26 protein-coding genes are annotated in these 26,219 nt (G+C 65.2%); 8 read left to right on the top strand and 18 right to left on the bottom strand.

Features of this window, described 5'->3' with window-relative positions; genetic code table 11:
* The first annotated feature begins 15 nt into the window (after window positions 1–15).
* Together M5J20_RS00735 and M5J20_RS00740 are read left to right on the top strand one after the other, a co-directional pair.
* Window positions 16–576 (top strand): GNAT family N-acetyltransferase, encoded by a 561-nt coding sequence (locus tag M5J20_RS00735; RefSeq protein ID WP_253575413.1) that lies wholly within the window; start codon window positions 16–18, stop codon window positions 574–576.
* A gap of 42 nt (window positions 577–618) precedes the next feature.
* Entirely contained in the window at window positions 619–1,710 is a 1,092-nt protein-coding gene (locus tag M5J20_RS00740; protein ID WP_437177602.1) for a polyprenyl synthetase family protein, read from the top strand.
* A gap of 9 nt (window positions 1,711–1,719) precedes the next feature.
* On the opposite strand, the gene M5J20_RS00745 is transcribed toward M5J20_RS00740, so the two are convergent.
* Window positions 1,720–2,130, bottom strand: coding sequence for an Rv2175c family DNA-binding protein (locus M5J20_RS00745; protein ID WP_437177603.1), 411 nt, complete (start codon window positions 2,128–2,130; stop codon window positions 1,720–1,722).
* Window positions 2,131–2,159: 29 nt separating this feature from the next.
* Here M5J20_RS00745 and M5J20_RS00750 point away from each other — a divergent pair, with 29 nt between their 5' ends.
* Window positions 2,160–3,437: a protein kinase domain-containing protein gene (locus tag M5J20_RS00750; RefSeq protein WP_253575416.1), complete on the top strand. Its 1,278-nt coding sequence runs from the start codon at window positions 2,160–2,162 to the stop codon at window positions 3,435–3,437.
* A 4-nt stretch (window positions 3,438–3,441) separates the two neighbouring features.
* Here M5J20_RS00750 and M5J20_RS00755 read toward each other — a convergent pair whose 3' ends face one another.
* The 14 genes from M5J20_RS00755 to ctaC form a co-directional block, all read right to left on the bottom strand.
* Complete coding sequence (locus tag M5J20_RS00755; RefSeq protein WP_253575418.1) at window positions 3,442–4,830, bottom strand: class II 3-deoxy-7-phosphoheptulonate synthase; 1,389 nt, start codon at window positions 4,828–4,830, stop codon at window positions 3,442–3,444.
* 57 nt (window positions 4,831–4,887) lie between these two features.
* On the bottom strand, window positions 4,888–5,421 hold the full coding sequence (locus M5J20_RS00760) for a polyadenylate-specific 3'-exoribonuclease AS (RefSeq protein WP_253575420.1): 534 nt from the start codon (window positions 5,419–5,421) through the stop codon (window positions 4,888–4,890).
* 9 nt (window positions 5,422–5,430) lie between these two features.
* Window positions 5,431–5,586 (bottom strand): hypothetical protein, encoded by a 156-nt coding sequence (locus M5J20_RS00765; protein ID WP_253575422.1) that lies wholly within the window; start codon window positions 5,584–5,586, stop codon window positions 5,431–5,433.
* Window positions 5,587–6,360, bottom strand: coding sequence for a lysophospholipid acyltransferase family protein (locus M5J20_RS00770; protein WP_253575424.1), 774 nt, complete (start codon window positions 6,358–6,360; stop codon window positions 5,587–5,589).
* Between the two features lie 27 nt (window positions 6,361–6,387).
* Window positions 6,388–7,356, bottom strand: coding sequence for an ROK family protein (locus M5J20_RS00775; protein WP_253575425.1), 969 nt, complete (start codon window positions 7,354–7,356; stop codon window positions 6,388–6,390).
* 31 nt (window positions 7,357–7,387) lie between these two features.
* Window positions 7,388–8,518 carry a glycosyltransferase family 4 protein gene (locus tag M5J20_RS00780; protein ID WP_253575428.1) on the bottom strand — a complete coding sequence of 377 codons (1,131 nt, stop codon included), beginning with the start codon at window positions 8,516–8,518 and terminating at the stop codon, window positions 7,388–7,390.
* A gap of 4 nt (window positions 8,519–8,522) precedes the next feature.
* The gene (locus tag M5J20_RS00785; RefSeq protein ID WP_253575430.1) at window positions 8,523–9,548 is read right to left on the bottom strand and encodes a C40 family peptidase; all 1,026 of its coding nucleotides are present in this window, start codon (window positions 9,546–9,548) and stop codon (window positions 8,523–8,525) included.
* Window positions 9,549–9,716: 168 nt separating this feature from the next.
* On the bottom strand, window positions 9,717–10,460 hold the full coding sequence (locus M5J20_RS00790) for a C40 family peptidase (RefSeq protein ID WP_253575432.1): 744 nt from the start codon (window positions 10,458–10,460) through the stop codon (window positions 9,717–9,719).
* Window positions 10,461–11,006: 546 nt separating this feature from the next.
* The gene (qcrB, locus tag M5J20_RS00795; RefSeq protein ID WP_253575434.1) at window positions 11,007–12,644 is read right to left on the bottom strand and encodes a cytochrome bc1 complex cytochrome b subunit; all 1,638 of its coding nucleotides are present in this window, start codon (window positions 12,642–12,644) and stop codon (window positions 11,007–11,009) included.
* Window positions 12,644–13,864 (bottom strand): cytochrome bc1 complex Rieske iron-sulfur subunit, encoded by a 1,221-nt coding sequence (gene qcrA, locus M5J20_RS00800; RefSeq protein WP_253575436.1) that lies wholly within the window; start codon window positions 13,862–13,864, stop codon window positions 12,644–12,646. Before qcrA ends, qcrB begins: the two co-directional genes overlap by 1 nt.
* Window positions 13,861–14,709 (bottom strand): cytochrome bc1 complex diheme cytochrome c subunit, encoded by an 849-nt coding sequence (qcrC, locus tag M5J20_RS00805; protein WP_253575438.1) that lies wholly within the window; start codon window positions 14,707–14,709, stop codon window positions 13,861–13,863. Before qcrC ends, qcrA begins: the two co-directional genes overlap by 4 nt.
* A 21-nt stretch (window positions 14,710–14,730) precedes the next feature.
* On the bottom strand, window positions 14,731–15,351 hold the full coding sequence (gene ctaE / locus M5J20_RS00810) for an aa3-type cytochrome oxidase subunit III (RefSeq protein ID WP_253575440.1): 621 nt from the start codon (window positions 15,349–15,351) through the stop codon (window positions 14,731–14,733).
* 439 nt (window positions 15,352–15,790) lie between these two features.
* Entirely contained in the window at window positions 15,791–16,222 is a 432-nt protein-coding gene (gene ctaF / locus M5J20_RS00815; protein ID WP_253575441.1) for an aa3-type cytochrome oxidase subunit IV, read from the bottom strand.
* Window positions 16,223–16,239: 17 nt separating this feature from the next.
* Window positions 16,240–17,334, bottom strand: a complete 1,095-nt coding sequence (ctaC, locus tag M5J20_RS00820; protein WP_253575442.1) for an aa3-type cytochrome oxidase subunit II — start codon at window positions 17,332–17,334, stop codon at window positions 16,240–16,242.
* Window positions 17,335–17,795: 461 nt separating this feature from the next.
* Between ctaC and asnB the strand changes: the two genes are divergently transcribed.
* Together asnB and M5J20_RS00830 are read left to right on the top strand one after the other, a co-directional pair.
* On the top strand, window positions 17,796–19,718 hold the full coding sequence (gene asnB / locus M5J20_RS00825) for an asparagine synthase (glutamine-hydrolyzing) (protein ID WP_253575444.1): 1,923 nt from the start codon (window positions 17,796–17,798) through the stop codon (window positions 19,716–19,718).
* A complete protein-coding gene (locus M5J20_RS00830; RefSeq protein ID WP_253575445.1) occupies window positions 19,718–20,719 on the top strand; it encodes a S41 family peptidase in 1,002 nt (333 codons plus the stop codon). The genes asnB and M5J20_RS00830 overlap by 1 nt, the downstream gene beginning before the upstream one ends.
* A 25-nt stretch (window positions 20,720–20,744) precedes the next feature.
* Here M5J20_RS00830 and M5J20_RS00835 read toward each other — a convergent pair whose 3' ends face one another.
* Window positions 20,745–21,089: a HesB/IscA family protein gene (locus tag M5J20_RS00835; protein WP_253575446.1), complete on the bottom strand. Its 345-nt coding sequence runs from the start codon at window positions 21,087–21,089 to the stop codon at window positions 20,745–20,747.
* A gap of 131 nt (window positions 21,090–21,220) precedes the next feature.
* On the opposite strand from M5J20_RS00835, the gene M5J20_RS00840 reads away from it, so the two are divergent.
* Entirely contained in the window at window positions 21,221–21,940 is a 720-nt protein-coding gene (locus M5J20_RS00840; RefSeq protein ID WP_253575448.1) for a DUF3043 domain-containing protein, read from the top strand.
* A 9-nt stretch (window positions 21,941–21,949) separates the two neighbouring features.
* Window positions 21,950–22,933, top strand: coding sequence for a nicotinate-nucleotide--dimethylbenzimidazole phosphoribosyltransferase (locus M5J20_RS00845; RefSeq protein ID WP_253575449.1), 984 nt, complete (start codon window positions 21,950–21,952; stop codon window positions 22,931–22,933).
* 15 nt (window positions 22,934–22,948) lie between these two features.
* Here M5J20_RS00845 and M5J20_RS00850 read toward each other — a convergent pair whose 3' ends face one another.
* On the bottom strand, window positions 22,949–24,049 hold the full coding sequence (locus M5J20_RS00850) for a branched-chain amino acid aminotransferase (RefSeq protein WP_253575450.1): 1,101 nt from the start codon (window positions 24,047–24,049) through the stop codon (window positions 22,949–22,951).
* 87 nt (window positions 24,050–24,136) lie between these two features.
* Between M5J20_RS00850 and M5J20_RS00855 the strand changes: the two genes are divergently transcribed.
* A complete protein-coding gene (locus M5J20_RS00855) occupies window positions 24,137–25,684 on the top strand; it encodes a leucyl aminopeptidase (RefSeq protein ID WP_253575451.1) in 1,548 nt (515 codons plus the stop codon).
* A 4-nt stretch (window positions 25,685–25,688) separates the two neighbouring features.
* Here M5J20_RS00855 and M5J20_RS00860 read toward each other — a convergent pair whose 3' ends face one another.
* On the bottom strand, window positions 25,689–26,084 hold the full coding sequence (locus M5J20_RS00860; protein ID WP_253575453.1) for an oxidoreductase: 396 nt from the start codon (window positions 26,082–26,084) through the stop codon (window positions 25,689–25,691).
* Between the last annotated feature and the right edge of the window lie 135 nt (window positions 26,085–26,219).

A 26,219-nucleotide genomic window follows, 5' to 3' on the forward strand; every position in this document is an offset into this window, starting at 1 on the left:
TGGTTAGGTGGTGGGGTGACTGTTGAAATCCGCAGGCTGACTGCCGGCGAATACTCCCTGCTTGTGCCCACTTTGGTGGATATCTATATCGCGGCGATGGAGTACAACCCGGCGATCCGGGACCAGCGCATTCGTGTCTGGCGCGGCGAGGTCGCATGGCCAGGCTTCACCGCTATCGCGGCGGTGGATGGCGACGATGTGGTGGGGGTCGCGTACGGCTTTTTGGGAAGCCGGGACCGCTGGTGGGACCGACAGCTGGTGCGCAGCATGGAGGAATCCGGCGGTATCACCCATGAGCGCCAGCAGATTCTGGACAGTTACTTCGAGGTCGCCGAGATTCATGTCGCTCCCGGCCAGCAGGGGCGAGGGATCGGTGCCGCGATGCTCGCCGAGCTGCTTCGCCAGGCGCCGGCGGCGTGGGCGCTGCTCTCCACACCCGAGGTGAAAGACGAGGCGAACCACGCATTCAGCCTCTACCGCCGCTTCGGATTCGTGGACGTGGCCCGGCGCTTTCTCTACCCGGGCGACCAACGGCCCTTTGCCATCCTCGGCCGGCCGCTGCCGCTTGAACTGTAGTGTTGGGGCCTAGCTTTACCCGCAACCAGCAAGGAGCCCTACGTGCAGCAGCGCGCTATTGACATCGCCGAGGTGCCGGCAGCCGTCGCGACCCATCTCGAGGCGTTCTTTGCTGACCGCGCGGTTGCCATCAGCGCACTCGGCGCACCTGTGGAGGAGGCGGTGGGCCACCTCAGGCACTTCGTCCTGGGCGGCGGCAAGCGCATCCGCCCGCTGTACGGCTGGGCGGGATTCGTCGGCGGCGGCGGGGTCGAGCGCGGCACGGAGGACCCGACCGCGGTGCTGCGGGCGGTCAGTTCGCTGGAGTTCATCCAGGCGTGCGCGTTGATCCACGACGACATTATTGATGCGTCGGACACCCGCCGCGGCTCCCCCACCGTCCACCGCGCGGTGGAGGCGGACCACCGCGACCGCCGCCTGCGCGGCGACGCAGCCGTGTTCGGCGAGCACGCCGCGATCCTGATCGGTGATCTCGCCCTGGTGTGGGCCGAGGACATGTGGCGCGGCTCCGGCGTGACGCAGGAAGCGCTCGCGCGCGCAGAAGATGCCTGGCGGGGCATGCGCACCGAAGTCATCGGCGGGCAGCTCCTCGACATCATGCTGGAAGCCCAGGGCAGCGAGTCAGCTGAGATGGCCGACCGGGTGAACCGCTTCAAAACGGCCGCGTACACCATCGAGCGCCCGCTGCACCTCGGCGCGTCACTGGCCGGGGCGAGCGAGGACACTATCGAGGCGTTCCGCGGTTACGGGCGCGACATCGGCATGGCGTTCCAGCTGCGCGACGACATCCTCGGCGTGTTCGGCGATTCCAGCGTGACCGGCAAGCCCGCCGGCGACGACATCCGCGAAGGCAAGCGCACGGTGCTCTACGCCTCGGCGCTGGAGCTTCTCGACGTCAGCGATCCTTCCGCCGCTACAGAACTCCGCGCGGGCATCGGCACCGCCGCCGACCCGGCCGACCTGCAGCGGCTTGCCGGCATCATTGAGCGCAGCGGCGCCGTCGACGCTGTCGAAGCCCGGATCACCGAACTCACCGCCGCCGGCTTGGCGCACCTCGACGGTGCCGACATCAGCGAGGATGTCGCCGAGACGCTGCGCCAGCTGGCCGTGAAAGCCACAGCGCGGCGAAAGTAAGTTGCGCGGCTAGAACGCCATCGCCTGCGCGCGGCGGATGACCTCGCGCGCGCCGTGGCCGTGCAGGGCGTCAATTGGGCGCCCCGGCAGCGATTCGTCCGGGGTGAACAGGAAGGTGAGGATCTCGTCGGGTTCAAAGCCGCCGTCGGCAAGCACGGTGATGGCTCCGCCCACGAACTTGGACAGCTCCCCGTCGTTGAGGAGCAGCGCCGGAATGGTCTTCGTGCCGTTGTGGCGGTACACCACGAGCTTGCCGCTGCCTACGATGTCGTGCACCTTGGTCACCGGCACGCCGAGCATCTCGGCGACCTCGGGGAACGTGAGAAGTGCTTCGCCTTCAAGGAGTTGGTCCAGGGACTGCTGAGGCTGCTGCGGGGTAGTCACGCGCAGTAGTCTAGCGCCCGCACCCGTGTTGGCCATTGCGAAGTGCGGTGGCCATACTGGTTTGCATGCACTTGGCAGTGGGAGACACCCTCGAGGGCCGCTACGTCATCGACCGCCCCATCGCGCGCGGCGGCATGGCGACGGTCTACCGCTGCGTTGACACCCGCCTCGGGCGCGAAGTCGCCGCGAAGGTGATGCACGAGCAGTTCGTGCACGACCCCGTGTTCCGCGACCGCTTCCGTCGCGAAGCACGCGCGATGGCGCAGCTCTCCCACCCCAACCTGGTCAACGTCTACGACTTTTCTGCCCAGGGCGAGACGATGTACCTCATCATGGAGCTGATCGTCGGGGGCACGCTCCGCGAGCTTCTCGACGAACGGGGCCCGATGCCGCCGCACGCAGCCGCCGCCGTGATGCGGGGCATGCTCACCGGGCTCGCCGCGGCGCACGCGCGGGGGCTGATCCACCGCGACATCAAGCCGGACAACGTGCTGATCAACGCCGACCACCGCGTGAAACTCGCCGATTTCGGCCTCGTACGCGCCGCCGCCGAGGCGACGCATTCCACCGATCAGATTGTGGGCACCGTCTCCTACCTCTCCCCCGAGCAGGTCGACGGCTCCCCCATGACCCACGCCTCCGACGTGTACTCCGCCGGCATCGTGCTTTTCGAGCTGCTTACCGGCCGCACGCCGTTCAGCGGGGAGACGCAGCTCGCGCGGGCCTACGCGCGGCTGCACTCCGACGTGCCCGCGCCGAGCTCGCTGATTGCGGGCGTGCCCAAGCTTTTCGACGAACTCGTTGCCACCGCCACGTCCCGCAGGCCTGAAGACCGCTTCCGTGACGCGACTGAGTTCCTCCACGCGCTCGACGATGTCGCCGACGCCCTCGCGCTGCCCGAGTACACGGTGCCGGTGCCGCGGAACTCCGCTGCGAACCGTGCGGCGGCGCACCCCACCAACTTCGGCGTGCTGCCCTCCGCGACCGGAGCGACGCGTGCGGCACTGCCTGCCGACGCCCGCCCCACCGAGGTGCGCCCCGCCGAGCAGCGCCTCTTCCCCCAGCAGACGCGCTACGAGGAACCCCCGCGCTACGACGCGCAGCCACGCCCCTATCCGGAGGCGGCGCGGGTGCCTGCGAACGTCGATACGCACTTGCCCCCGGAACTGGAGGAGGGCGAGAAGGGCGACGCCCCGGAGGTCAAGCTCGTGACCAACCGGGGCGGCGTGGGACTCGCGGTATTTCTGGCGCTCGCTGTCGCGGCGACGGCCGCGGTGGCGATCGGCGGCTGGTGGTTCGGCTCCGGAATGTACGGGGAGCTCCCGCAGCTGATCGCCGGCTAGTGCGCTAGTAGCGCAGCATCTCCGCGACCAGGAAGGCAAGCTCGAGAGCCTGCTCGGTGTTCAGGCGCGGGTCGACGGCGGACTCGTAACGGCCCGGCAGATCAACGTCTGTGATGTCCTGCGCGCCGCCGAGGCACTCGGTGACGTTCTCGCCGGTCGCCTCGACATGGATGCCGCCCGGGTGGGTGCCCAGCTCGCGGTGCACCTCGAAGAAGCCCTGCACCTCGTCGATGATCTTGTCGAAGTGGCGGGTCTTGTAGCCGTTGGATGCGGTGAAGGTGTTGCCGTGCATCGGGTCGGACTGCCAGACCACCTTGTGGCCCGAAGCCTCGACAGCCTTAATGATGCCCGGCAGCACGCTGCGGACCTTGTCGTGGCCCATGCGGGCGATCATGGTGAGGCGGCCCGGCTCGCGGTTCGGGTCGATCTTCTGGGCGTACGCCACGGCCTCTTCCGGTGTGGTGGTCGGGCCGAGCTTGATGCCCACCGGGTTGTCGATGAACGCCGCGAAGTTGACGTGGAAATCGTCCAGGCCGCGGGTGCGCTCGCCGATCCACAGCTGGTGCGCGGACAAGTCGTAGATCTTGGTCTCGCCGCGGCTGTTGGTGTGCAGGCGCAGCATCGCGCGCTCGTAGTCCACGAGGAGCGCCTCGTGGGAGGCGTAGAACGCGGAGGTGCGCAGGTTGTCGTCGTTCACGCCGCAGGCGTCCATGAAAGCGAGCGAGCGGGTGATCTCGCGGCCGAGCGCCTCGTAGCGCGCACCAGCCGGCGAGCGGCGCACGAACTCCTTGTTCCAGTCGTTGATGTGGTGCAGGTCAGCCGTGCCGGAGGTGACCAGCGCGCGGACCAGGTTCATCGTCGCGGCAGAGTTCGCGTAGGCGCGGACCATGCGGGCCGGGTCGTGGCGGCGCGCCTCTTCGGTCGGCTCCACGCCGTTGACAATGTCGCCGCGGTAGTTCAGCAGGCCGTTCTCGTCGCGGTCGGAAGAGCGCGGCTTGGCGTACTGGCCGGCGATGCGGCCGATCTTCACTACCGGCATGGACGCGCCGTACGTGAGCACCGCAGCCATTTGCAGCAGGGTGCGGATGTTGGCGCGGATGTGGGGCTCAGTGCTGGACTCGAAGGTCTCGGCGCAGTCGCCGCCCTGCAGGAGGAAGGCGTTGCCCAAAGCAACCTCAGCGAGGCGCGCCTTGAGGTCCTCCACCTCGGGCGCGAGGACGACCGGCGGCACAGATTCGAGGATCTTGCGGACCTGGTTCGCCTGCTCCGCGTCCCACGACGGCTGCTGCTTCGCGTCTCGGGAAAGTACGTCGAGCCACTTCTCGTTCAGATCACCCGGCATCGGGGGCAGATCCGGCAGCACTTCTTTGGGAATGTCAACTGTCCAACTCACGTGTCTAGTTGTAGCACGGAGCGTTCCGCAGCCGCGACCTAAACCACCTGCAATATGTCATCGGATGGAAGGAGAATTCCATATCGTGGACACCCGGCCGTTGCGGTCCATCGGCAACGCGGCGGCGCACGCTCGGTACTTCCGCAAGTTGTGGCGCGCATCCACGAGGGCGTCGTGGTTGCCGTCCGGAATCTCCGGCAGGCGCGGCCTCCCCGCCATGATCCAGTACTGCTTGAGCTCGCGGGTAAATCTCGGAAGTTCGCGCGGCAGGCCGCGCATGTCCCCCCACAGCTGGGCCAGCACCACGTGGTCGTACGCCCCGACCCACGCCCACAGCTCCGGCTGCGTGTGGCGGGCGGTGAGAAACGCGAGCACCTCGTCGCGGATGGTTTTTAGCGGCTTCCATACCGGCGCCGTGCGCGGGGGCAGCTTATTCAGCACGTTGGCGCGCACCCAGTCGTTGGCGCGCTCTGGGTCGAATTCGCTGGAAATGGCGTAGTATTCGCGCCCGTCCTCGCCAACGATGCCGATGGACACCAGCTCGATGGTTTCGCCGTCCTCGATGAATTCCGTGTCGTAGAAGTAGCGCACAACCCCCGCCTACTGCTGGCGCCGCGGCCAGAACATGACGACGGCGACGGCCACCACTGCGAGCGGCGCGATGACGGAGTTGTAGAACTCCGCCCGGGAAGCAACGAGGTACCCCGCGACGATGGCGACGACGAGGACGACGCGGATGATCAGATCCTTATCCACCTAAGCGCGACCCCCAGCATTCTCCGGCCAGGTCTCCAGCTCGCCGCCCGGCTCCGCACCCTCCGGGAACTCGCCGGTGGCCTCCAGCGACTTTTTCACGTCAGAGGCGTACACGTCGACGTACGGGTAGCCGGTGAGTTCGGAAAGCTCACTCATAATGAAGTCCGTGAACGGGCGCATCACGTCGCGCGTTGCCGGATCCAGACTGTGCTCTGCCGCCCATGTGTGCGGATCAATCGGCTCCGAGATCTTGATGCGGACCTTCGCCGGACGCGGGATGGACGTGCCGATCGGGTTCGCGTCGCGGGAGCCGATCATGCCGACCAGCACTACCGGCGCGCCAGTTGCCATGGCAACGCGCGCCATGCCGGTGCGGCCCTTGTAGAGACGTCCGTCCGGAGAGCGCGTGCCCTCCGGGTAGATGCCGAATACATCGCCGCGGCCCAGCACTTCCTCCGCGGCCCGCTGCACTGCCTCGCCGGCGTCGGAGCTTGAGCGATCCACCGGAATCTGGCCGACGGAGGTGAAGAAGAATTTCTGGATGCGGCCCTTCAGCCCCGGCGCAGTGAAATATTCCTGCTTCGCCGGGAACTGAATGTGGCGGCGCACCATGAGGGGGAGGTAGAACGAGTCCATCACCGCCTGGTGGTTGGACACCAGGATCACCGGACCGGATTCGGGGATGTGCTCCGCGCCGTCAATCGTCGGACGGTTCCACACCAGAAGTGGCGGGCCCAGAATCGCTTTGAACAGCGAATACCAGCGGTTCTGCATCGTCGAAGACTCCCTACGGATACTGCTTCAGGCGTGGTCGCGGATGCGCTCACGCGCCAAATCGGCCACACCGATCATACCTGCCTGGGGGCCCAGCTCCGCCTGCAGCACCTCCGGTACAGGGCGGTAGCCCGCGCCCACAATGTTGGCGGCCAGGGATTCCCGCGCCTCGTCGATGAAGAGATCCGCGTCTTCGCTCACGCCGCCGCCAAGCACAATCAGCGCCGGGTCCAACACGTCGGCGACGATGGACAGGCCCCGCCCGAGCCAGGTAGCAAAGCTGGACAGCGCAGCAAGACCCAGCTCGTCGCCCTCACGCGCCGCCACCATCACGTCGCGCCCGGTGGCCCGCTTATCGACGACCTTCCGGTACAGCCCGCATTCCTGGTACTTGCCCATGGTGGCCTTCTCCACGGCGCAATCCAAAAGCGACGTGCCCGAGGCGTAGCGCTCCAGACAGCCCTTTTTGCCGCAGGAGCAGACCCGCCCGCCCTGCACGACCGTGATGTGGCCGAACTCCGGCGCGGTGCCGAAGGAACCGCGGTAGATCTCGCCGCGGTGCATCAGCGTGGCGCCGATACCGGTGCCGACGGCGAAGAACACCCATGTCTCCGCATCCTTGGCCACACCGAACTTGTACTCGCCCCAGGCAGCGGCGTTCGCGTCGTGCTCGAGGCGCACCGGAAGCCCGATCGCGTCCTCCAGCTCCCGGCGCACGGGCCGGTCAGCGCGCCACGGCAGGTGCGGAGCGAAACGCACGATTTCGCACTCCGGGTCCAAGAAGCCGGCGATCGCCATTCCGACGGCAGCGACATCGTAATCCCGACGAAGGTCCGCAACCATGCCGACCACAGCTTCTTCGAGTTCCTCGGAGCCGTGCGGAGTCGGCCGCGAACGAACATCCAGGATCTCACCGTCCGCATCGACAACGGCGGCACGGGTGTTGGTGCCACCGATGTCGAAACCAACGGTGAGCGGGCGAGAAGCGTCAGACATAGGAGTCAATGCTAGACCGCCGCCTATCGCGTTAGGGCATCAGCGTCGCCGCGAGGCGGCTGCCGAGCACCTCCCACGAATAGGCCTCGGCAACGTGGCGGCGGCCAGCTTCACCCATGCGGCGGCGCAAGTCGGCGTCGTTAAGCAGGGAGCTGATCCGGGCGGCGATGGCTCGCGCGTCGCGCCCGTCGACGACGAACCCGGTCTCGGGAGTCACGGTCTCGGGCGCGCCGCCGGAATCTCCCGCGACGACAGGCACCTCGCACGCCTGCGCTTCGAGGTAGACAATGCCGAGCCCTTCCACGTCCAGCCCTCCCCCGCGTGTGCGCGCCGGCATCGCGAACGCGTCCGCGGCTGCGACGATGTCGCGCAGCGCATCCCGTTCGACGGCGCCGGTGAACCGCACGCCTGCGGTGGAGCGGGCGAGGCGCTCAAGGGAGCGTCGGTACGCGCCGTCCCCGACGATGACCAGACGAGCGCCAGGTGCTTGCCGACGTACTTCTGGGAGCGCCTTGATGAGTTGATCTTGGCCCTTTCTCGCCACGAGCCGGGACGCGCAGACGATCAGCGGTGCCTCCCCCACCCCGAGGGTTGCGCGAGTAGCGCGAACGGTCTCAGCCGACGCGGGGCGGAAGTACGCCGTGTCGACGCCTGAGGGCAGCGCAACGTACTGCGGTCTGGATCCGAATGCTGGACGGATGCGGGCGAGGGTGTACTCGGAAATGTACGTGACGGTATCCGCGTTGCGGCCTATGGTGCGCAGCGCCTGCCGCGCCCCCGGGAGCATGGACCAGCCGACCTCGTGGCCGTGGGTGGTGGCGACGACGCGCTTCACCCCTGCCCGCTTCGCGCTCGCCCCCATGAGCGCGAGCGGCGCTGCGGCGCCGAACCACACGGTCTCGATGCCGCGCTCGCGGATGAGCTCCGCCATGCGCCGCGCTGTGGCCGGCGTGGGCACCATAATGGCGCGCGGCCAGCGCACGATCTCGTATGGCTGGGTCGCGTCCCACGCCGCTGCCGCTGCTGTGTCTTGAGTCGACGCGAAGACGGTGATGGCCTGCGGGCCCTTGCGACGCACAAACTCGTCGACATAATCGCGCAGGTAGGACTGGATGCCGCCCACTGTCGGCGGGAAATCGTTGGTGACCAGCAGCACCGACATGGAATTAGTAGCGCACGGCGCCCGTGATCGGCATCGAGTTGTACGGCACGACCTGGATCGGAATGCCGTAGTCGGAGGCGTGCACGATCATGCCGTCGCCGATGTACATGCCCACGTGGGTGGTACCCGGGTAGTAGCCGATGATGTCGCCCGGCTGCAGGTTGCTGAGCGGCACCGGCATACCGCCGGCCAGCTGAGCCTGCGACGTGCGCGGAATCGCCTTGCCGTTCTGTGCGTACGCCCACACCATCAATCCGGAGCAGTCGAACGCGTACGGGCCCGTTGCACCCCACCCGTACGGCTTGCCCAGCTGCGCCATCGCGGCCGAGACAACGCCGGAGCCGGCACCGGGAAGGTCCATGCCGCTGACATCGACGGGGTTGTCCTTGTTGATCCAACGAGTCAGCGCGTCCGCGCTCAGCGAGTTCACTCGCGCTTCAATGTCGCGCACCTGCGCATCGAGCTCAGCGCGTTCGCGCTCGAGCTCTGCAAGCTTCCGGTCAAGCTCCTCTCGCTTCGCTTCCGCTTCCTTCACCGCCTTGGCGACGGCCTGCGAGCGGTCGTCGGCGTCCCGCGATGCCGCATTCAGACCGAGAATCGTGCGCTCGGCGTTGCGGGAAAGTGCACCAAGGTACGCGGCGCGGTCGATCGCAGCCTGCGGACTGCCGGAGTCGAGCGTGTTGAGCAGCAGCTCCGACTGGGTGTTGCGGTAGCGCGACTGCGCAATGCCGTTCACGTGGTGCTGGAAACCCACGCGTGCGCCGGTGGCGCGTTCCGCGTCGCCGCGGGCTGCCTCAGCCTGCGCGGTAAGCTCGGTGATCCGCTGCTGCGCCGCCGCGATCTCATCCTCGAGGCCCTTGATCTCCTCCACCTTGGCGGAGGCGTCATGGGAGATGGCGTCCATCTGCGTGATCATGTCGTCCACCTCGTCGGCTGCCGCCGGCTGCGCGCCGAACGCGAGCAGGGCGACGACTGCCGACGCCAGTGCCGGAGAACGCCTCTCCCCCGAGCGCTTGGAATGCAATTCCACGTGTGTTCCTTTACGACCCCAGATCTTTATAAAACCGTTATCACTATAGCGGGGCCCCACAGCCGCGCCAAGCGTGCCAGGCAAACGTAAAACCCCGCCACCTTCCTGCAGGCTGTTCCGGGGTACCGGCAGGAAAGGCGGCGGGGAAGTCCGTCGCACGCAGTGAGCTTAGAAGCGCACTGCAGAGTGAATCGGCATCATGTTCAGCGGGCGAACGCCCACCGGGGTGCCGGAATTCAGCGCATCAACCATCATGCCATTACCGATGTAAATAGCAACGTGAGAAGCGCCACCATAGTAGGCGACGATGTCACCCGGCTGCAGCTGATCCAGCGGCACGCGGGTGCCGGCAGCAGCCTGAGCACCGGAGGTGCGCGGGATGGAGATGCCAGCCTGGGCGTACACCCAAGAGGTGAAGCCGGAGCAGTCGAATGCATTCGGGCCTGCAGCGCCGTAGACGTACGGAGCGCCGACCTTGCTCAGGGCGATATCCACGATGCGCTGGCCCTGGGACGCCTGCGGTGCCGGAGCGGCAACCGGAGCAGCGTACTGCTGGGCCGGGGCTGCCGGAGCCGCCGGGGCGTAGCGCGCCTGCGCGTCATTCAGGAACGCGTTGAAGCTCGGGATGTTGGTCACACCCGGCAGCGCCTTCGCGGCGTCAATAGCCGCGGCGACGTCAGCCTGGGATGCCTGGCCCGCCAGCGACGGAACCCACTGCTCGATGCCCGGGATTGCGGCGATGCCCGGCACGTTCTCAATGCCCGGGATCTCAGCGGCAATCGGGGTGTTGGGGATACGAACTTCAGCAGCCTGTGCGGTCGGAGCCAGCAAGGTGGCACCTGCGACCACAGCGGAAGCGGCGGCCACGGTACGGGTTACGGTGCTGGTGTCCTGACGACGGTGCTTAGCCACGAATTGTGCTCCATATCTCTCAACGCCTACCGGAGAAGTAGGAGGGTCAGGCTTCTGCCTTGTTCCCTCGGGGTACTCAGGCTCTCGTTGGCCTCTGCAAGTTCCCCGGCTCCTGTGCGACCATCCTCGGGTGAGGCGGCGTTCCAGGAAGCGGCGCTATACGTAGTGTCTTCGTACTTTGCGGCAACGTTCGTTATCGCAATGTCTCGGACAGATTACGAAACGGCAACAACGATGTCCACCCGCCCCGCCGTTACAGTTCTGTTACACAGTCATATTTCCCTCATTCGGGGGGAAATTCACCCGCGTCACACGACCCCCGCACGCCCCAGAAACCTCCCGAAACCCGCCTCACCAGGGGATTTCGGGATTTGGAGGCACAATTTTAATTTTGCTCTGCGAGTCATTTCCGCCAACCTGCGGGCGTCCGGTGACCTTGGTCTCAATGGCCCAGTTACCTGATCGTGACAAAGAGAAAGGACCCTCCCCGATCGGGAAGGGCCCTTATCTACGTGTGACGATCGTCAGCTGAGAACTCTCAGTTCCTTAGTGGGAAGCGGAGTCCGTGACGGTGGCATCGCGGTCGGTGAGGTGCTTGGTCTGCTCGAGGCGACGCAGCGTCTCAATCTCTTCGTGGTGGAACTGCTGCTGCATGTCGCGGACGCGTTCGGTAACACCGAGTTCTGCCGGGCTGAAGGCACCGATGGTCTCGGAGTCCGCGAAGCCAAGCTGGTTCATCTGCTTCGGCACGCGGCCGCCGCCGTACTCCAGCGGGATCGGGTGGCCGTGCTCGTCCACCGGGCCAAGCGGCTGGTGGATTTCGACGAATGCGCCGTTCGGCAGCTTCTTGATCACACCGGTCTCGATACCGTGCTCCAGCACCTCGCGGTCGGAGCGCTGCAGACCGATGCACAGGCGGTAGGTGATGAAGTACGCCAGCGGCGGCAGCACGATCAGGCCGATGCGGCCGAACCAAGTCATAGCGTTCAGCGAGATCTGGAAGAAGTGCGCCACGTGGTCGTTACCACCGGAGATGGTCAGCAGCAGGAAGAAGGTCAGGCCCATGACGCCGATGCCGGTGCGGACCGGCACGTCGCGCGGACGCTGCAGCAGGTTGTGGTGGGCGTCGTCGCCGGTCACCTTCTTCTCAATGAACGGGTACGAGATGAGCAGGACAACCATGACACCACACATCAAGGCAACCCAGAAGGCGCCCGGGATGGTGTAGTTGCCGAGGTAGAGCTCCCACGCCGGCATGACACGTGCAGCGCCGTCAGTCCACAGCATGTACACGTCCGGCTGGGAACCAGCGGACACCTGCGACGGGTTGTACGGACCCAGGTTCCAGATCGCGTTGATGGTGGTCAGACCAGCCATACCAGCCAGGACACCGAACACGATCATCATGAAGCCGACTGCCTTCACGGCGAAGACCGGCAGGATGCGGATACCGATCACGTTGTTCTCGGTACGGCCCGGACCCGGGAACTGGGTGTGCTTCTGGAACCAGACCAAGAGCAGGTGGGCGCCGATGAGGGCGAGAATGATACCCGGCAGCACGAGGACGTGGAGGATGTAGAAGCGGTCCAGCATCAGGTCGGACGGGAAGTCGCCGCCGAAGATGGCCCAGTGGGTCCAGGTACCGATGATCGGGATGGACAGGATGATCGCGGACATGATTCGCAGGCCGACGCCGGAGAGCAGGTCGTCCGGCAGGGAGTAGCCCATGAAGCCCTCGATCATGCCGAGCAGCACCAGGGTGACACCGATGACCCAGTTCGCCTCACGCGGGCGTCGGAACGCACCGGTGAAGAAGATGCGCATCATGTGCGCGAACATGGACATCATGAACATCAGCGCAGCCCAGTGGTGCATCTGGCGGACGAAGAGGCCGCCACGAACATCGAAGGAGATGTCCAGCGCTGTTGCGTAGGCGCGGGACATTTCCACGCCGTTCAGCGGCAGGTACGCACCGTCATAGATCACCTTGGTGATCGACGGGTCGAAGAACAGTGCCAGATAGATACCGGTCAGCAGCAGAATGATGAAGCTGTACAGCGCCATCTCGCCGAGCATGAAGGACCAGTGGCTCGGGAAGACCTTGTTCAGCTGCGGCCGGAGGAAGCCGGCAATCGTGATGCGCGAATCAGCGTTATCCGCGGCTTTTGCGAGTTTCGTGCTCATTAGGACTGACGCTCCCAGAATGCCGGGCCAACAGGCTCAATGAAGTTGCCGTTGGCGATGAGGTAACCTTCTTCGTCGATCGTGACCGGCAGCTGCGGCAGAGCGCGGGCGGCCGGGCCGAAGATCGGCTTGCCGTACTGCAGGGCGTCGAACTGCGACTGGTGGCACGGGCACAGAATGCGGTTGGTCTGAGCCTCGTACAGCGAGGTCGGGCAGCCAATGTGGGTGCAGATCTTCGAGTAGGCGTAGTAGTCGCCGTAGTGGAAGTCTTCCTGACCCTGGCGCTCGATAACGCGGGCAGCGTCCTGCGAACGCAGGCGGATCAGCATGACGGCGTTGCGCGGACCGTGGATTGAGTGCATGTGGTTCTCGTACACATCGCGCTTCGGGTCGTAGAGGTTGCCGTCGTTCACATCTTCCTCGTAGAGCGGGAAGATGGTCTCCATCGACGCTGCAGCCAGGTCCTCCGGGCGCATACGCACCAGGCGGGACACGCCCGCGGTGGTGTAGTGGTCGCCGGCAACACCGGAGTGCAGCTCGGCGATCGCACCGGTGTCGCGGCCGAGGTAGACCTTGACGCCCTGGTCCTGAATGGTCCAGCCGTGGGTCCACAGGGTGCCGTCGCCGTGGTAGCCCAGTGCGTGGCGCTCGCGCCACGGGTTCTTGATCATGCCGCCGAGCGGAGCGATGACCACGAGACCGGCCAGCACGCCGGCGGTGCCGAGCAGACCCTTCATTGCCTTACGACGGCCGAGAGTGGAAGTCTCCCAAGCGTCGTTCAGCAGTGCGGTGGTGGTGCGGCGGTCGAGTTCGGAGGAGCGGCCGTCGTGGCGGCGCTGCACCGAAACCTCTTCCGGGATGAACTTCTTCACGAACTGGATCATCGCGATGCCCAGCGAGACGAAGGAAAGCGCAGCGGTCAGGCCGAGCAGCGGGGTGTACCAGGTGTACACCCACAGGCCCTCGTCGCCGTGGAACTTCGGCTCCCACGGCCAGAAGAGGTAGACGCCCAGGAAAGCGATGGCGGAAAGGACGGAGATAACCAGCCAGGTGTTGATGCCGGCAGCTGCCGCCTTCTCACGCGGATCACCCTCGACCGGGTAGCGCTCCTTGCGGTACGCGACCGTGACGTCGTCGAGCTGGGTGCCGAGAGCAGCGAGCTCCGCATTGCTCATGCGGTCGAGCTCTTCAGTCGTGTAATTCTTCTTCACTTCACTCATGAGCGGGATCCAATCCAAATAGCAGCGGCGGCCACAAGGGTCACACCGATCATCCACATGGCCATGCCCTCAGACACCGGGCCGAGCCCGCCAAGGCCGTAGCCGCCCGGGCTCGGGGTTTCCTTGGAGGACTTGATGAAGGCGATGATGTCGCGCTTCTCGTCGGTGCTGAGCTGGCGGTCCGAGAACTTCGGCATGTTCTGCGGGCCGGTGAGCATTGCCTGGTAAATCTCCTGCTCGTTCGCCGGGTCCAGCTCAGGCGCGTACTTACCGGAGGAAAGTGCGCCGCCGCGGCCGGTGAAGCTGTGGCAGGATGCGCAGTTCAGGCGGAACAGCTCGCCGCCGCGGGCGACGTCTGCTGCCTGGATCTGACCGTTGTAGTTCTTACCGCGCAGCTCCTCCATAGCGAGGGAGCCGTCCGGGTTGTACACGAGCTCCGGGCCGCCGCCGTTGGCCGCAACGTATGCAGCCAGGGCAAGTGCCTGGGACTCGGTGTAGCGCGGGCGCTTGCGCTCAGCCTGCGCATCGTTGGACATCATCGGCATACGGCCGGAGTTCACCTGGAAGTACACGGCGCCCTCGCCAGTACCGATCAGGGACGGGCCACGGTCGGCGACGCCCTGCAGGTTTGCACCGTGGCAGGTAATACATGCGACGTCGTAAAGATCCTTGCCCTCCTGGATCATTGCCTGCTCGTCGCGCTGCGCGGTGGCGACCTGCGCGTTCGGAGCAAGCGCGGAGGCAAGGAAGCCCGCGCCGGTCAGGCCCAAGGTAAGGGCAGCAGCACCAGCGACGGTGCGCTGCGTCTTGCGGCGGCTGCGCGCCTTGTGAGGTGTCTTTTCCATCTTGTTCCCTTTCAGCGGCGTCTACTGGACGATGTACAGCGTGATGAACACGCCGACCCAGATGACGTCAACAAAGTGCCAGTAGTACGACGTTGCCATCGCCGCGGTTGCCTGAGCCGGGGTGAACTTCGACTTGGCCACGCGCAGCATGACGACGATGAACGCGAGGATGCCCGCGGTCACGTGCGCCATGTGGAAGCCGGTGATGATGTAGAACACCGAGCCGTACACGGAGGACTGGATCGTCACACCGGCCGAGATCATCTCCGCCCACTCGAAAGCAACGAGGCCGAGGAAGATCACGCCGAGAGCGATGGTGACACCGAACCACTTGCGCAGACCGTAGACGTCACCCCTCTCAGCAGCGAACACGCCGAGCTGCGACGTTACGGACGAAGAAAGCAGCACGATCGTGATGATCAGGCCGAACATCACGTTCAGGTGTGCGGTCTGGTTGTCCCAGTCACCTGCGGCCAGGCCGTTTGCGCGCGACGTGAAGTACATCGCGAACAAGCCGGCGAAGAACATCAACTCCTGGGCAAGGAACGCGATCGTACCGACGCTGACGATGTTTGGTCGGTTCAGCACCGATACGCGATCCTGCGGAGTCGCCATACCTTGGTTAGAAATTGCGGTCGTCACGGATGTGATTATCCCCCGTCCGCACCCTAAAGTCACCTCGATTACCCCCGAAAATTTTCTGTGTACAGGGCCACCACCAGCTCTTTTTTCGGCACTTATCTGGTAACGAAAAATTTCTTGCGGCATCGGGAACTATCTAGGGCGTTAATCCGACGAGCATCATCGCAGGTCAGAGTTCACCCATTCGCGGCATCCGTCTCAGGCCCGCACCGCTCCCCTCCCTCCGGGAAGCTTGTTTACTCCCGTCGTCGGCAAGCAAAGTTCCCACTTGTGTCCGACATCACAGCGTGGAGCCGGAGATCCCCCGGGAAACCACCAACTTTCGGTTGACCCCCTCACCCATCACCCACCTAGACCGGCCTCCACGGGGACGAAAAAGCTCCCCACCTGTTCAGGGTGGGGAGCAAGCGTCCGCGAAGGCGTGCGGATGCCGAAGTGTTTAGTGCTTCTCGCGCGGGATGCCGTACTGCAGGTTCAGCTGAGTGGTGGTCCAGACCAGGAACACTGCGCCGAAGGCCACCAGCCACAGCTGGTAGAAGGCGATGCCGAGGCCGAGGAACAACACGGCACCGGCCATTGCGAACGGCCAGATGGAGTGCGGGGAGAAGAAGCCGAGCACGCCAGCGCCGTCCTCGATCTCTGCCTCTTCCCAGTCCTCCGGGACGACATCCATGCGGCGCTCGGTGAAGTCGAGGTAGACACCGAGCATGAAGGACATTGCGGTGGCGAGCACCAGTGCCACAGCGCCGATCCACTCGAGGCCGAACAGCCACGCATCCTCACCAACCCAGGAGGTGGCGATGATGTAGAAGACGGCCATCAGGGCGAGGAAGGTGCCGATTGCGTAGAAGACTCTTGCGCCAGTTCCCATTGTTCTGTCCTCTTTCCTTAGACGTTAGCGTTCGGGTCGGTGGAGTTGACGCCGTCGCGGGAACCGGTGCGGTCGGTCACGAACGGGCGGGTGGAGGTTGCGTACGGTGCCTCACCAATCGCCTTCAGCGCCTCGGAGTTCGGGGCGGCCGGGTTGGCGGTGCGGAAGGCAACGTAGTCGCGGAACTGATCTGGGGTCACGGCGCGAACCTCGAAGTTCATCATCGAGTGGTAGGTACCGCACATCTCGGCACAGCGGCCGACGAAGGCGCCGGTCTTCTCGATGCGCTCGATCTGGAACGCGCGCTGCTGCTGGTTATTCTCCGGGTGAGCGTAAACGTCGCGCTTGAACAGGAACTCCGGAACCCAGAACGCGTGGTTCACGTCGCCCGAAGCGAGGCGGAACTCGATGGCGGTGTCCGTCGGGAGCACCAGCACCGGGACCTCCTCGGTCGTACCGACGGTCTCGATCTCGTTGAAGTTCAGGTAGGAGAGGTCACCCTCGGAAGCGCCGTGGATCGGGTTCGCGTTGTGCATGTCCTCCGGATCGTGCTTGGTGGCATCGGCAAGTGCCTGGCGCTCTGCGTCCAGACCGTCGTACTCCTGGCCGTTCTCCGTGAACTCGCCGCCGATCTTGGCGTAGCCGAACTTCCAGTTCCACTGGTACGCGGTCACATCGACGGTAACCTCCGGATCCTTGTTCAGCGCCGTGGTGCGGGTCTGCGCCTGGACCGTGAAGAAGAACAGGACCATGACGATGACGATCGGCACAAGGGTGAGGACGAGCTCCAGCGGCACGTTGTACTGCAGCTGCTTCGGGAACTCTGCGGCACCCTGCTTCTCGCGCTTCTTGTTGCCCCAAGCGAAGATGGCGACGAGGAACAGGCCCCACATGATGATGCCGATGATCCAGGCCGCAACCCAGGTCCACACCCAGAAGTTGTACATCTGAGCACCCTCGGGGGTGACCGGGTCAGGCCAACCCATGTCGAGCACGTTAGCGATCGCAGCCGGCGGCGCTACCTCACAACCGGCCAGGGTGAAGCCACCCAGCAGGAGCGAACCCGCGACGCCAGCCTTCTTGGCAAAGCTGCGGTTCTTTTGCTTTTCCACGTGTGTCTGCCTTCCTGTCCACACTGATAACCACGAACGTTCATGAAAATGCCAGAACATTCCTACCCAGACAGAATAGTTGATCAGCATTTCTTCGTTGGAATTCCGGCTGTGGGCCTCGTCGCGCCACTCCCGCTCCCCCGCGGTTGGTGCTGAAATGGCTCCGCACAGGCCCCGAAGCTGCGCGAAGTCCGCGACCCGCGCCGCATGGGGGCTCTCTACCCGTGCGGGGGCAAAGAAGTTACACCGAAAGTTGGCCCCCGATTGGGGCACGGCAAAAGGTGGACGCTCGGGGCGCGGCGCGCAGGTGCGTCCGGTTCGTGCCACTGCCTTCGCGGTCTCTATTGTGGAGGGATACCGAGTCCGTACCAATACGCGCGGCGCCCTCGCCGGGGCAGCCTACTTTTTCCGCTCTGTATTAATAAGGACGCTTCACGCTCAGAGAGGTTTGTGGAACAACGATGTGTGGCCTTCTTGCAATGCTGTCCGCCGACGGCAACGCCGGCAACTACGTGGACGCAGTCGATCGCGCTTTGCAGTGCATGTACCACCGGGGCCCGGATGCCGCCGGCACGTGGCACGACGAGCACGCGGTGTTCGGTTTCAACCGCCTCGCCATCATTGACATCGAGCACTCCCACCAGCCGCTGCGCTGGGGCCCGGAAGACGCCCCCGAGCGTTACGCGATGACATTCAACGGGGAGATCTACAACTACCTCGAGCTGCGCGAGGAGCTCTCTGCCGCGGGCTACACCTTCAACACGTCCGGCGATGGTGAGCCGATTGTGGTGGGCTACCACCACTGGGGCGCCGACGTGGTCAACCACCTGCGCGGCATGTTCGCGTTCGTCATCTGGGATACCCAGGAGAACACGATGTTCGCGGCACGCGACCAGTTCGGCATCAAGCCGCTCTACTATGCCACCACTGGCCGCGGCACCGTGTTTGCCTCCGAGAAGAAGTCCATCTTGGAGATGGCGGAGGAGCTCGGTTTGGGCCTCGAGCTCGATCGCCGCGCTATCGAGCACTACGTTGACCTGCAGTATGTTCCTGAACCGGAGAGCTTGCACGAGCAGATCCGCCGCGTCGAGTCCGGTTGCACCGTGACGCTCAAGCCCAGCGGCGAGGTCGTGTCCGAGCGCTACTTCAAGCCCTCGTTTGCATCCCAGCCGGTGCCCAAGGGTAAAGAGCAGGACCTGTACGACCGTATTGCGCGGGCGTTGGAGGATTCCGTCGAGAAGCACATGCGTGCCGATGTCACTGTCGGTTCCTTCCTGTCCGGCGGCATCGACTCCACCGCAATCGCTGCGCTGGCGAAGCGCCACAACCCAAACCTGCTGACCTTCACCACGGGCTTCGAGCGCGAGGGCTACTCCGAGGTCGACGTCGCCGCGGAGTCGGCGGCGGCAATCGGTGTGGAGCACATCGTGAAGATTGTGTCCCCCGAGGAATACGCCGACGCTATCCCGAAGATCATGTGGTTCCTCGACGATCCGGTGGCGGACCCGTCGCTCGTGCCGCTCTTCTTTGTTGCCCAGGAAGCGCGCAAGCACGTGAAGGTGGTGCTTTCCGGCGAGGGCGCGGACGAACTCTTCGGCGGCTACACCATTTACAAGGAGCCGCTGTCGCTCGCGCCGTTTGAGAAGCTGCCGAGCGCCCTCAACCGCGGGCTGAACCGCTTAAGCAAGGTGCTTCCCGACGGCGTGAAGGGCAAGAGCCTCCTCGAGCGTGGCACCACGCCGATCGAGGACCGCTACTACGGCAATGCTCGCTCCTTCAACTTTGCCCAGCTCCAGCGCGTACTGCCGTGGGCGAAGCCGGAGTGGGATCACCGCGAGGTCACTGCCCCGATCTACGCCGCCTCCACCGAGATGGATCCAGTCGCGCGCATGCAGAACCTCGATCTGTTCACTTGGATGCGCGGCGACATCTTGGTCAAGGCCGACAAGATGAACATGGCCAACTCGCTGGAGTTGCGCGTGCCGTTCCTGGACAAGGAAGTGTTCGAGGTCGCCCAGACGGTCCCCTACGACCAGAAGATCGCCCACGGCACCACCAAATACGCACTGCGCAAGGCGATGGAGCAGATCGTTCCGGGCCACGTGCTGCACCGCAAGAAGCTCGGCTTTCCGGTGCCGATGCGCCATTGGCTCGCCGGTGATGAGCTCTACAGCTGGGCGCAGGACACCATCGAGCAATCGCTTACTGACGACATCTTCAACAAGCGCGAGGTTTTGGAGATGCTCAAAGAGCACCGCGACGGCGTCTCCGACCACTCCCGCCGCCTGTGGACGGTGCTGGCCTTCATGGTGTGGCACGGCATCTTCGTCGAGGAGCGCATCGACCCGCAGATCGAGCACAAGGACTACCCGGTCAAGCTCTAATGGGAAATGCTCGTAAGCTCCGGCGCGCCCTCGGCGCGGTTGCGCTTGTCTTGCTCGTGCTCGCCGGAGCGGGTCTCTACGTTTACGGCCCGGTACTGAGCGCGAAGCTGACCGGCCAAGCGCGATTCCTGGGCACCGATACCCCCAAGCGCTACACCGAGACCGTCCTCCAGCTCACCGATCTGGGCGTCTATGCGGGCTCCCCAGAATATGTCGAAGCAAGGGAGGCAGCGCTGGATGCGGCACGGACAGCTTCGAGCCGCGAGGAGCTCTACCCCCTGCTCGATGCCGCAGTGGCAGCCGCAGGAGGTAAACATTCCGCGCTGCTGCGCGCGGGCGATGAAACGGCGGGAAGCGAGGGCACGGACTCCACCCGTTTTGCGGGCGTCGAAATGGACGGGAACGTGGCATTTGCCGCTGTTCCGGAGATTTCGCGCCACGAAGACGGTCAGCGCTACGCCGATACCCTCGGCGAAGGGCTGACGCGGGCGCGCGACGGTGGCGCGTGCGGGGCCATCGTGGACCTGCGGGGCAATACCGGCGGCAACATGTATCCCATGCTTGCGGGCGTATCGCCGCTCCTGCCGGACGGCCCGGCCTTCTTCTTCCAATTTCAGGCAGGAGAAATGCCGATTGAGATCGACGGAAATTCGGTCACCCCGGCCGGCACTGCCCTAAGCCAGCCCGTGGGCAAGTGGGAGGTGCCGCTAGCGGTGCTGGTTGACGACCACACGGCATCATCCGGGGAAGCAGTGATGCTCGCCTTCCGCGGCTTGGACCGTTCACGCAGCTTCGGCTCCCCCACCGCCGGCTACGCATCGTCCAATTCCGTATTCGATTTTCCGGACGGCAGCGCCCTCTTAATCACGCAAGCCTGGGATAAAGCTCGTACCGGAGAGGTCTTCGGCGAGGATCCGGTGCCGCCGGATACCGATGTCCGCTTAAGCGGGACGGTGCCCGCCGCCAAAGACTGGCTGCGAGCCGAGTACGGGTGCAGCTAAGCAGCCGTCGGCAAGCAAACGCTCCTTAGTTGAAGGAGTCGCCGCAGGCGCAGGCGCCGCCGGCGTTGGGGTTGTCGATGGTGAAGCCCTGCTGCTCGATCGTGTCGGCGAAATCGATGGTGGCGCCGGTGAGGTACGGCACGCTCATCTTGTCCACGACGAGGCGCACGCCGCCAACCTCATCGGCCTTGTCGCCGTCCAGGTCGCGATCATCGAAGTAGAGCTGGTAACGCAGGCCAGCGCAGCCGCCGGGCTGCACAGCGATGCGGAGGGACAGGTCGTTGCGGCCTTCCTGATCCAGCAGGGCCTTTGCCTTCGCGGCGGCGGCCTCAGTCAGGTTCACGCCGGTGGTGGAGGTGGGTGCAGACATTAGGTTCTCCTTAGCTAGTTCTGGAGCGTGGCCCCAGGGTACTCCAACTAGGCAGTGCAACCACACGCCGGTGCCTGATATTCCACGCACCGGCTATTCCCCGCGCTAGGCGGGCTTGTAGCCTAGAGGGCGTGAAACTCCCTTGGCAGAAATCCGAGCAGACCACCGGTGGGTCGACAAAGGTCGAGCTGCCTGAGACCAACACCGATGCCGCAGCTGCAGGCGACGCTGCGCAGGCCGCGCCGAAGCTTCCGAAGGGCTACACCCCGCCCAAGGGCCGCCCCACCCCGAAGCGCCACGACCAGGAGGTAAAGCGCGGCGTGGTCCGCGACCCGAATGCACTCACACCGGCGCAGCAGGGGCAGCGCAACAAGGAACTGAAAAAGTCCATGTCCAAGGAGGAGTGGAAGGCGTACAAGAAGGAGCAGCGGGAGCAGAATCGCGCTGCCAGCCGCGAGTTGCAGGCGAAGATTGACGCGGGCGACGAGCGCTACCTCATGGATCGCGATAAGGGCGAGGTGCGCAAGTACGTGCGCGACTGGGTTGATGCCCGCCGCTTCTTCAACAACTACGTCATGCCGCTGGCGCTTGTGCTGCTGTTCATCCTGCTCATCGGCACCTGGCTACCGCAGGTAGCCTCTGTGCTGTCGATGGTGACGCTGGTGTTCATGCTCACTATCTTCATTGAGGCCGTTTTCATCGGCATCCGCGCCAACAACGCGGTCAAGGCGAAGTTCCCCGAGACCACCGACACCGGTTTCGGCCTCGGCATGTACGCGTTCTCTCGTGCATCGCAGCCGCGCCAGTGGCGTTCCCCCAAGCCGCAGGTTCCGGTCGGTACCAAGATCTAAGGACACACCGTGTCTCTGCAGTTTCCCGCCGTCGATTCGCCTGACGGCACGCTCTCGCGGGCAGCGCTCGCCACGTTGCAGCGTTCGGTTGCCGGGCGTTCCCTCGGCCGCCTCGGGGCGATCGGCGCATGGGTCGCAGCGGTGCAGGGCGAGGCCTTGCCGCAGCCGTTCACCCGTCCACGGGCTGTCGTTGTAGCAGGTAACCATGGCATTGCCACGCGGGGTGTTTCGGCGTGGTCGGCGGATGCAGCCGAGGCGCAGTGCGCCGCCATCGCCGCTGGGGGCGGGCCCGTCAACGCGGCTGCCCGCCTCGCGGGGGCAAGTGTGCGGCTTGTCGAGGATTTTCTGCCCACCCCCACCGGCGCCATCGATGTTGAGCCTGCCATGAGCGCAGAGGCGTTCGCGGAGGCCGTTGCGCTCGGTGTCTCAATCGCTGATCAGGAAATTGACGCGGGCACCGATCTTGTCGTGCCCGGCGATATCGGCGTGGGCAATACTACCGTGGCTGCCGCCGTCTTCGGCGTGTGCACCCGCACCGAGCCCGTGAAGGCGATCGGCCGCGGTTCCGGCATCAACGACGATGTGTGGAAGGTGAAAGTCGCCGCGGTGCGCGATGCAATGTTCCGTGTCCGCGACCGCCGCGACGATATCGAGCACGTGCTCACCGAGATTTCCGGTCCCGACTTCGCGTGCCTCGTCGGCCTCGTCGCGCAATCCGCAGTGCGCAGGACACCAGTGCTTATCGACGGCGCATACCCAGCCCTCGCCGCCTACATCGCCGAGCGGCTTGCCCCGGGCACCAAGCGGTGGCTGATCGCCGGCCAGCTCTCCCCCGAGCCGGCGCACCTGATCTGTGTACAGGCGCTCGACCTCACCCCGGTGCTGGCGCTGGACATGGTTACAGGGCAGGGGGCCGGTGCGCTCGCCGCCTTGCCGACCATTAACTTGGCAGCCGAGCTCGTCGCGGACCAGCTGGGCGGCCGCTCCGCGTAACGCTGCTCTGCCGGCTTAGACCAGCCGGTGGTTCCAGCCGTGGCGGTCTTCCTCGGTGCCGTTCTGGATAGCGCGCAGGTGCTCGCGCAGCTCCATGGTGATCGGGCCCGCTTCGTTGTTGTTGATCACGAACTCGCCGTGTGCGGAGAGGACGCGACCGACCGGGGTGATCACCGCCGCAGTGCCGCACGCGAGCGTCTCGGTGATCTTCCCGGAGGCGACGCCGTCCCGCCATTCGTCGACAGTGATGCGGCGCTCCTCCGTGGCGTAGCCTAAGTCCTCCGCCACCTGCAGGATGGACTTGCGGGTGATGCCGGCCAGCAGCGAGCCGGACAACGCCGGCGTGATCACCTTTGCGTCCTTGCCCTCACCTTCCACGAACATGAGGTTCATGCCGCCCATCTCCTCGATGTACTTGCGCTCGATGGCATCGAGCCACACCACCTGGTCGCAGCCCTTCTCCTCCGCCTGCGCTTGCGCGAGCAGCGACGCGGCGTAGTTGCCGCCAAACTTGGCGTCGCCGGTGCCGCCCGGCGCGGCACGGACGTACTCCTCGGAGATCCACACGCTGACCGGCTTGATGCCGCCCTTGAAGTAGGCACCCGCCGGGGAAGCGATGACGTAGTAGGTGTAGGAGTGCGAGGGCTTGACACCCAGCGTCTCCTCGGTGCCGATCATGAACGGGCGCAGGTAGAGGCTCGCCTCGCCGCCGGCTTCCGGCACCCAGTCCTGGTCGATGGTGACCAGCTGCTTGATGGACTCGATGAAAAGCTCTTCCGGAAGCTCCGGCATCGCGATGCGGCGTGCGGAATGCTGGAAGCGAGCGGCGTTCTCCTCCGGGCGGAAGGTGGTAATCGTGCCGTCGGTGTGGCGGTACGCCTTCAAGCCCTCGAAGATCGCCTGGCCGTAGTGCAGCACGTTCGTGGACGGGTCGAGCTCGATCGGCCCGTACGGGCGCACCTGGGCGTTGTGCCAGCCCTCGTCCTCGGTCCAATCAATGGAGACCATGTGGTCGGTGAACTTCTGCCCGAATGCGGGGCTGGAGAGAATCGCGCCGCGCTCGTTGTCGCTGAGGAGGTTGTCGCTCTTCGTGGTGGTGAACTCGATGGCTGTCATGTCTCAACCTTACCTCTGGGCATATTCGGTCGCGGGTACCCTCGGGAGGCAGTATCTGCCGTCGATTCGGAAAGGTTTGCCACGATTATGGCGTTTGATATCTCCCTGCCCTCCCGCGGAACGACTGTGTCCTTGGACATCGCCGACCAGGCTCCCGAGGGGGCGGCCCGCATGGTCGCCGTCGCCAAGGGTGCGGATGGCCTCGAGTTGCCGGTCACCGCATTCGCTGCCGAGGGTTTGCTCGACACTCTCACCACCGTCGGCGCCACTGGCAAGGCTGGGGAGACGGTGCGCGTGTTTCACGACGGCACGTTGTACATCGCTGTCGGCCTCGGCGACGCCGATGAGATCGACGATGAGGCAGTGCGCCGCGCGTACGGTGCCGGTGCCCGCTCTCTGACGGGCGTCGACCGCGTGGCGGTCTCCGCCGAGTTCGGTGTCGGCCCGGTTGTCGAGGGCCTGATCCTGGGCGGTTACGCCTACTCCGGCCTCAAATCCAAGTCCGGAGACGAGGAAACCGAGGAGGCAAACGACAAGGAGACCACGGTCACGCTTGTCACCGGCAACCGCAAGGATGAAGACGCCGAGGATCTGCGCGACGAGGCGGCGTTCTACGAGACCATCGCCGAGTCCGTGAACCTCGCCCGCGACTTGGTGAACACCCCGGCCAACTTCCTGTACCCGGATTCCTACGCCCGGATCATCCGCGAGGTGGCCGAGCAGGCTGATCTCGCAGTCGAGGTGCTCGACGAGGAGGCGCTGCGCGAGCAGGGCTTCGGCGGCATCCTCGCTGTCGGCGGCGGCTCCCAGCGCCCGCCGCGCCTGGTCCACCTCACCTGGAACCCTGAGGGCGCGACGACGTCCGTCGCCCTCGTGGGCAAGGGCATCACCTTCGACACCGGCGGCATCTCGCTGAAGCCGGCCGCGAACATGGAGGACATGATTTCAGACATGGGCGGCTCTGCGGCCCAGTTCGCCGCGATCGTCGCAGCCGCACGCATTGGTGTGGACATCCGCGTGGACGCCTGGCTGCCACTGGCGGAAAACATGCCGTCGGGAAGCGCGACCCGCCCCGGCGACGTGATTACGCACTACGGCGGCACCACGTCCGAAATCCTCAACACCGACGCCGAGGGGCGCCTGGTGCTTGCCGACGCCATTGCCAAAGCCTGCGAGTCCAACCCGGACTACCTGATTGAGGCGGCCACCCTGACCGGTGCGCAGCTCGTTGCGCTGGGCACCCGCACCACTGCAGTACTCGGCTCGGATGAGTTCCGCGACACCGTCGCCGAGATCGGCCAGCTTGTCGGCGAGCCGGCCTGGCCGCTGCCGTTGCTGGAGGAGCAGGAAGAGCAGCTGAAGTCCCCGGTGGCGGACATCCGCAACGTGCACAACGCCCGCACGGGCGGCACCTGCTTCGCGGGCCTCTACCTGTCGAAGTTCGTGCCGGATGCCACCGAGTGGGTGCACCTGGACATTGCGGGCCCGGCTTGGAACGGCGGATCCGCCTACGGCTACACCCCGAAGCGTGCAACGGGTGCGCCGGTTAGGACGATCGTCGAAACGCTCCTGCAGATCGACTGCGGGCTCGACGTGGACCAGGACGCTGCGGAAGCAGCAGTGGAGACGGCCTAGCCGGCTATTCGTAAGGGTTCTCGCCGCGCTCGAACTTGGCGCGGCGTTCCCTTTGCTCGGCCCGTTTGCGCAGGATGCGCTCCTGCTCAATCTTTTTGCGCATGCGGTCGGGGTAGCCGGTGTCCTCGACGTCGAAAAGCGGAATGCCCAACAGCTTCCCTACCGCGTCGATGCCCTTCGGCCCGCCGATGCGGCGGCGGGTGTAGTTGCCCGCCTCGTCGACGAGGACGACAGACATTTCGTTGACCAGCGTCTCCGGCTCGACGAATCCCTCCACGAACGCCCGGCCCTGCACCCACTGGCGCAGGTACGCGGCGTCCTCATCCCGGATCGTCTCGCCAGGTGCGCGGGGCGGGGCGAAATTGGACGTTCGCTTGCCTTTACCGAAGAGGTTGAACACGTCAGGCAGTGTACGGCACGGCGATTCTTGCGCAGCCCAAAAGTGCATCCCCCCGCAGGCCACGAGCGGGCGAGAATCCGGGTACGCTTTGAAGCCGTATACCTTCCTACAATTTTCTATGAGGAGACTTGAAAC

This window comes from Corynebacterium stercoris (assembly GCF_024160105.1).
Classification (GTDB): domain Bacteria; phylum Actinomycetota; class Actinomycetes; order Mycobacteriales; family Mycobacteriaceae; genus Corynebacterium; species Corynebacterium stercoris.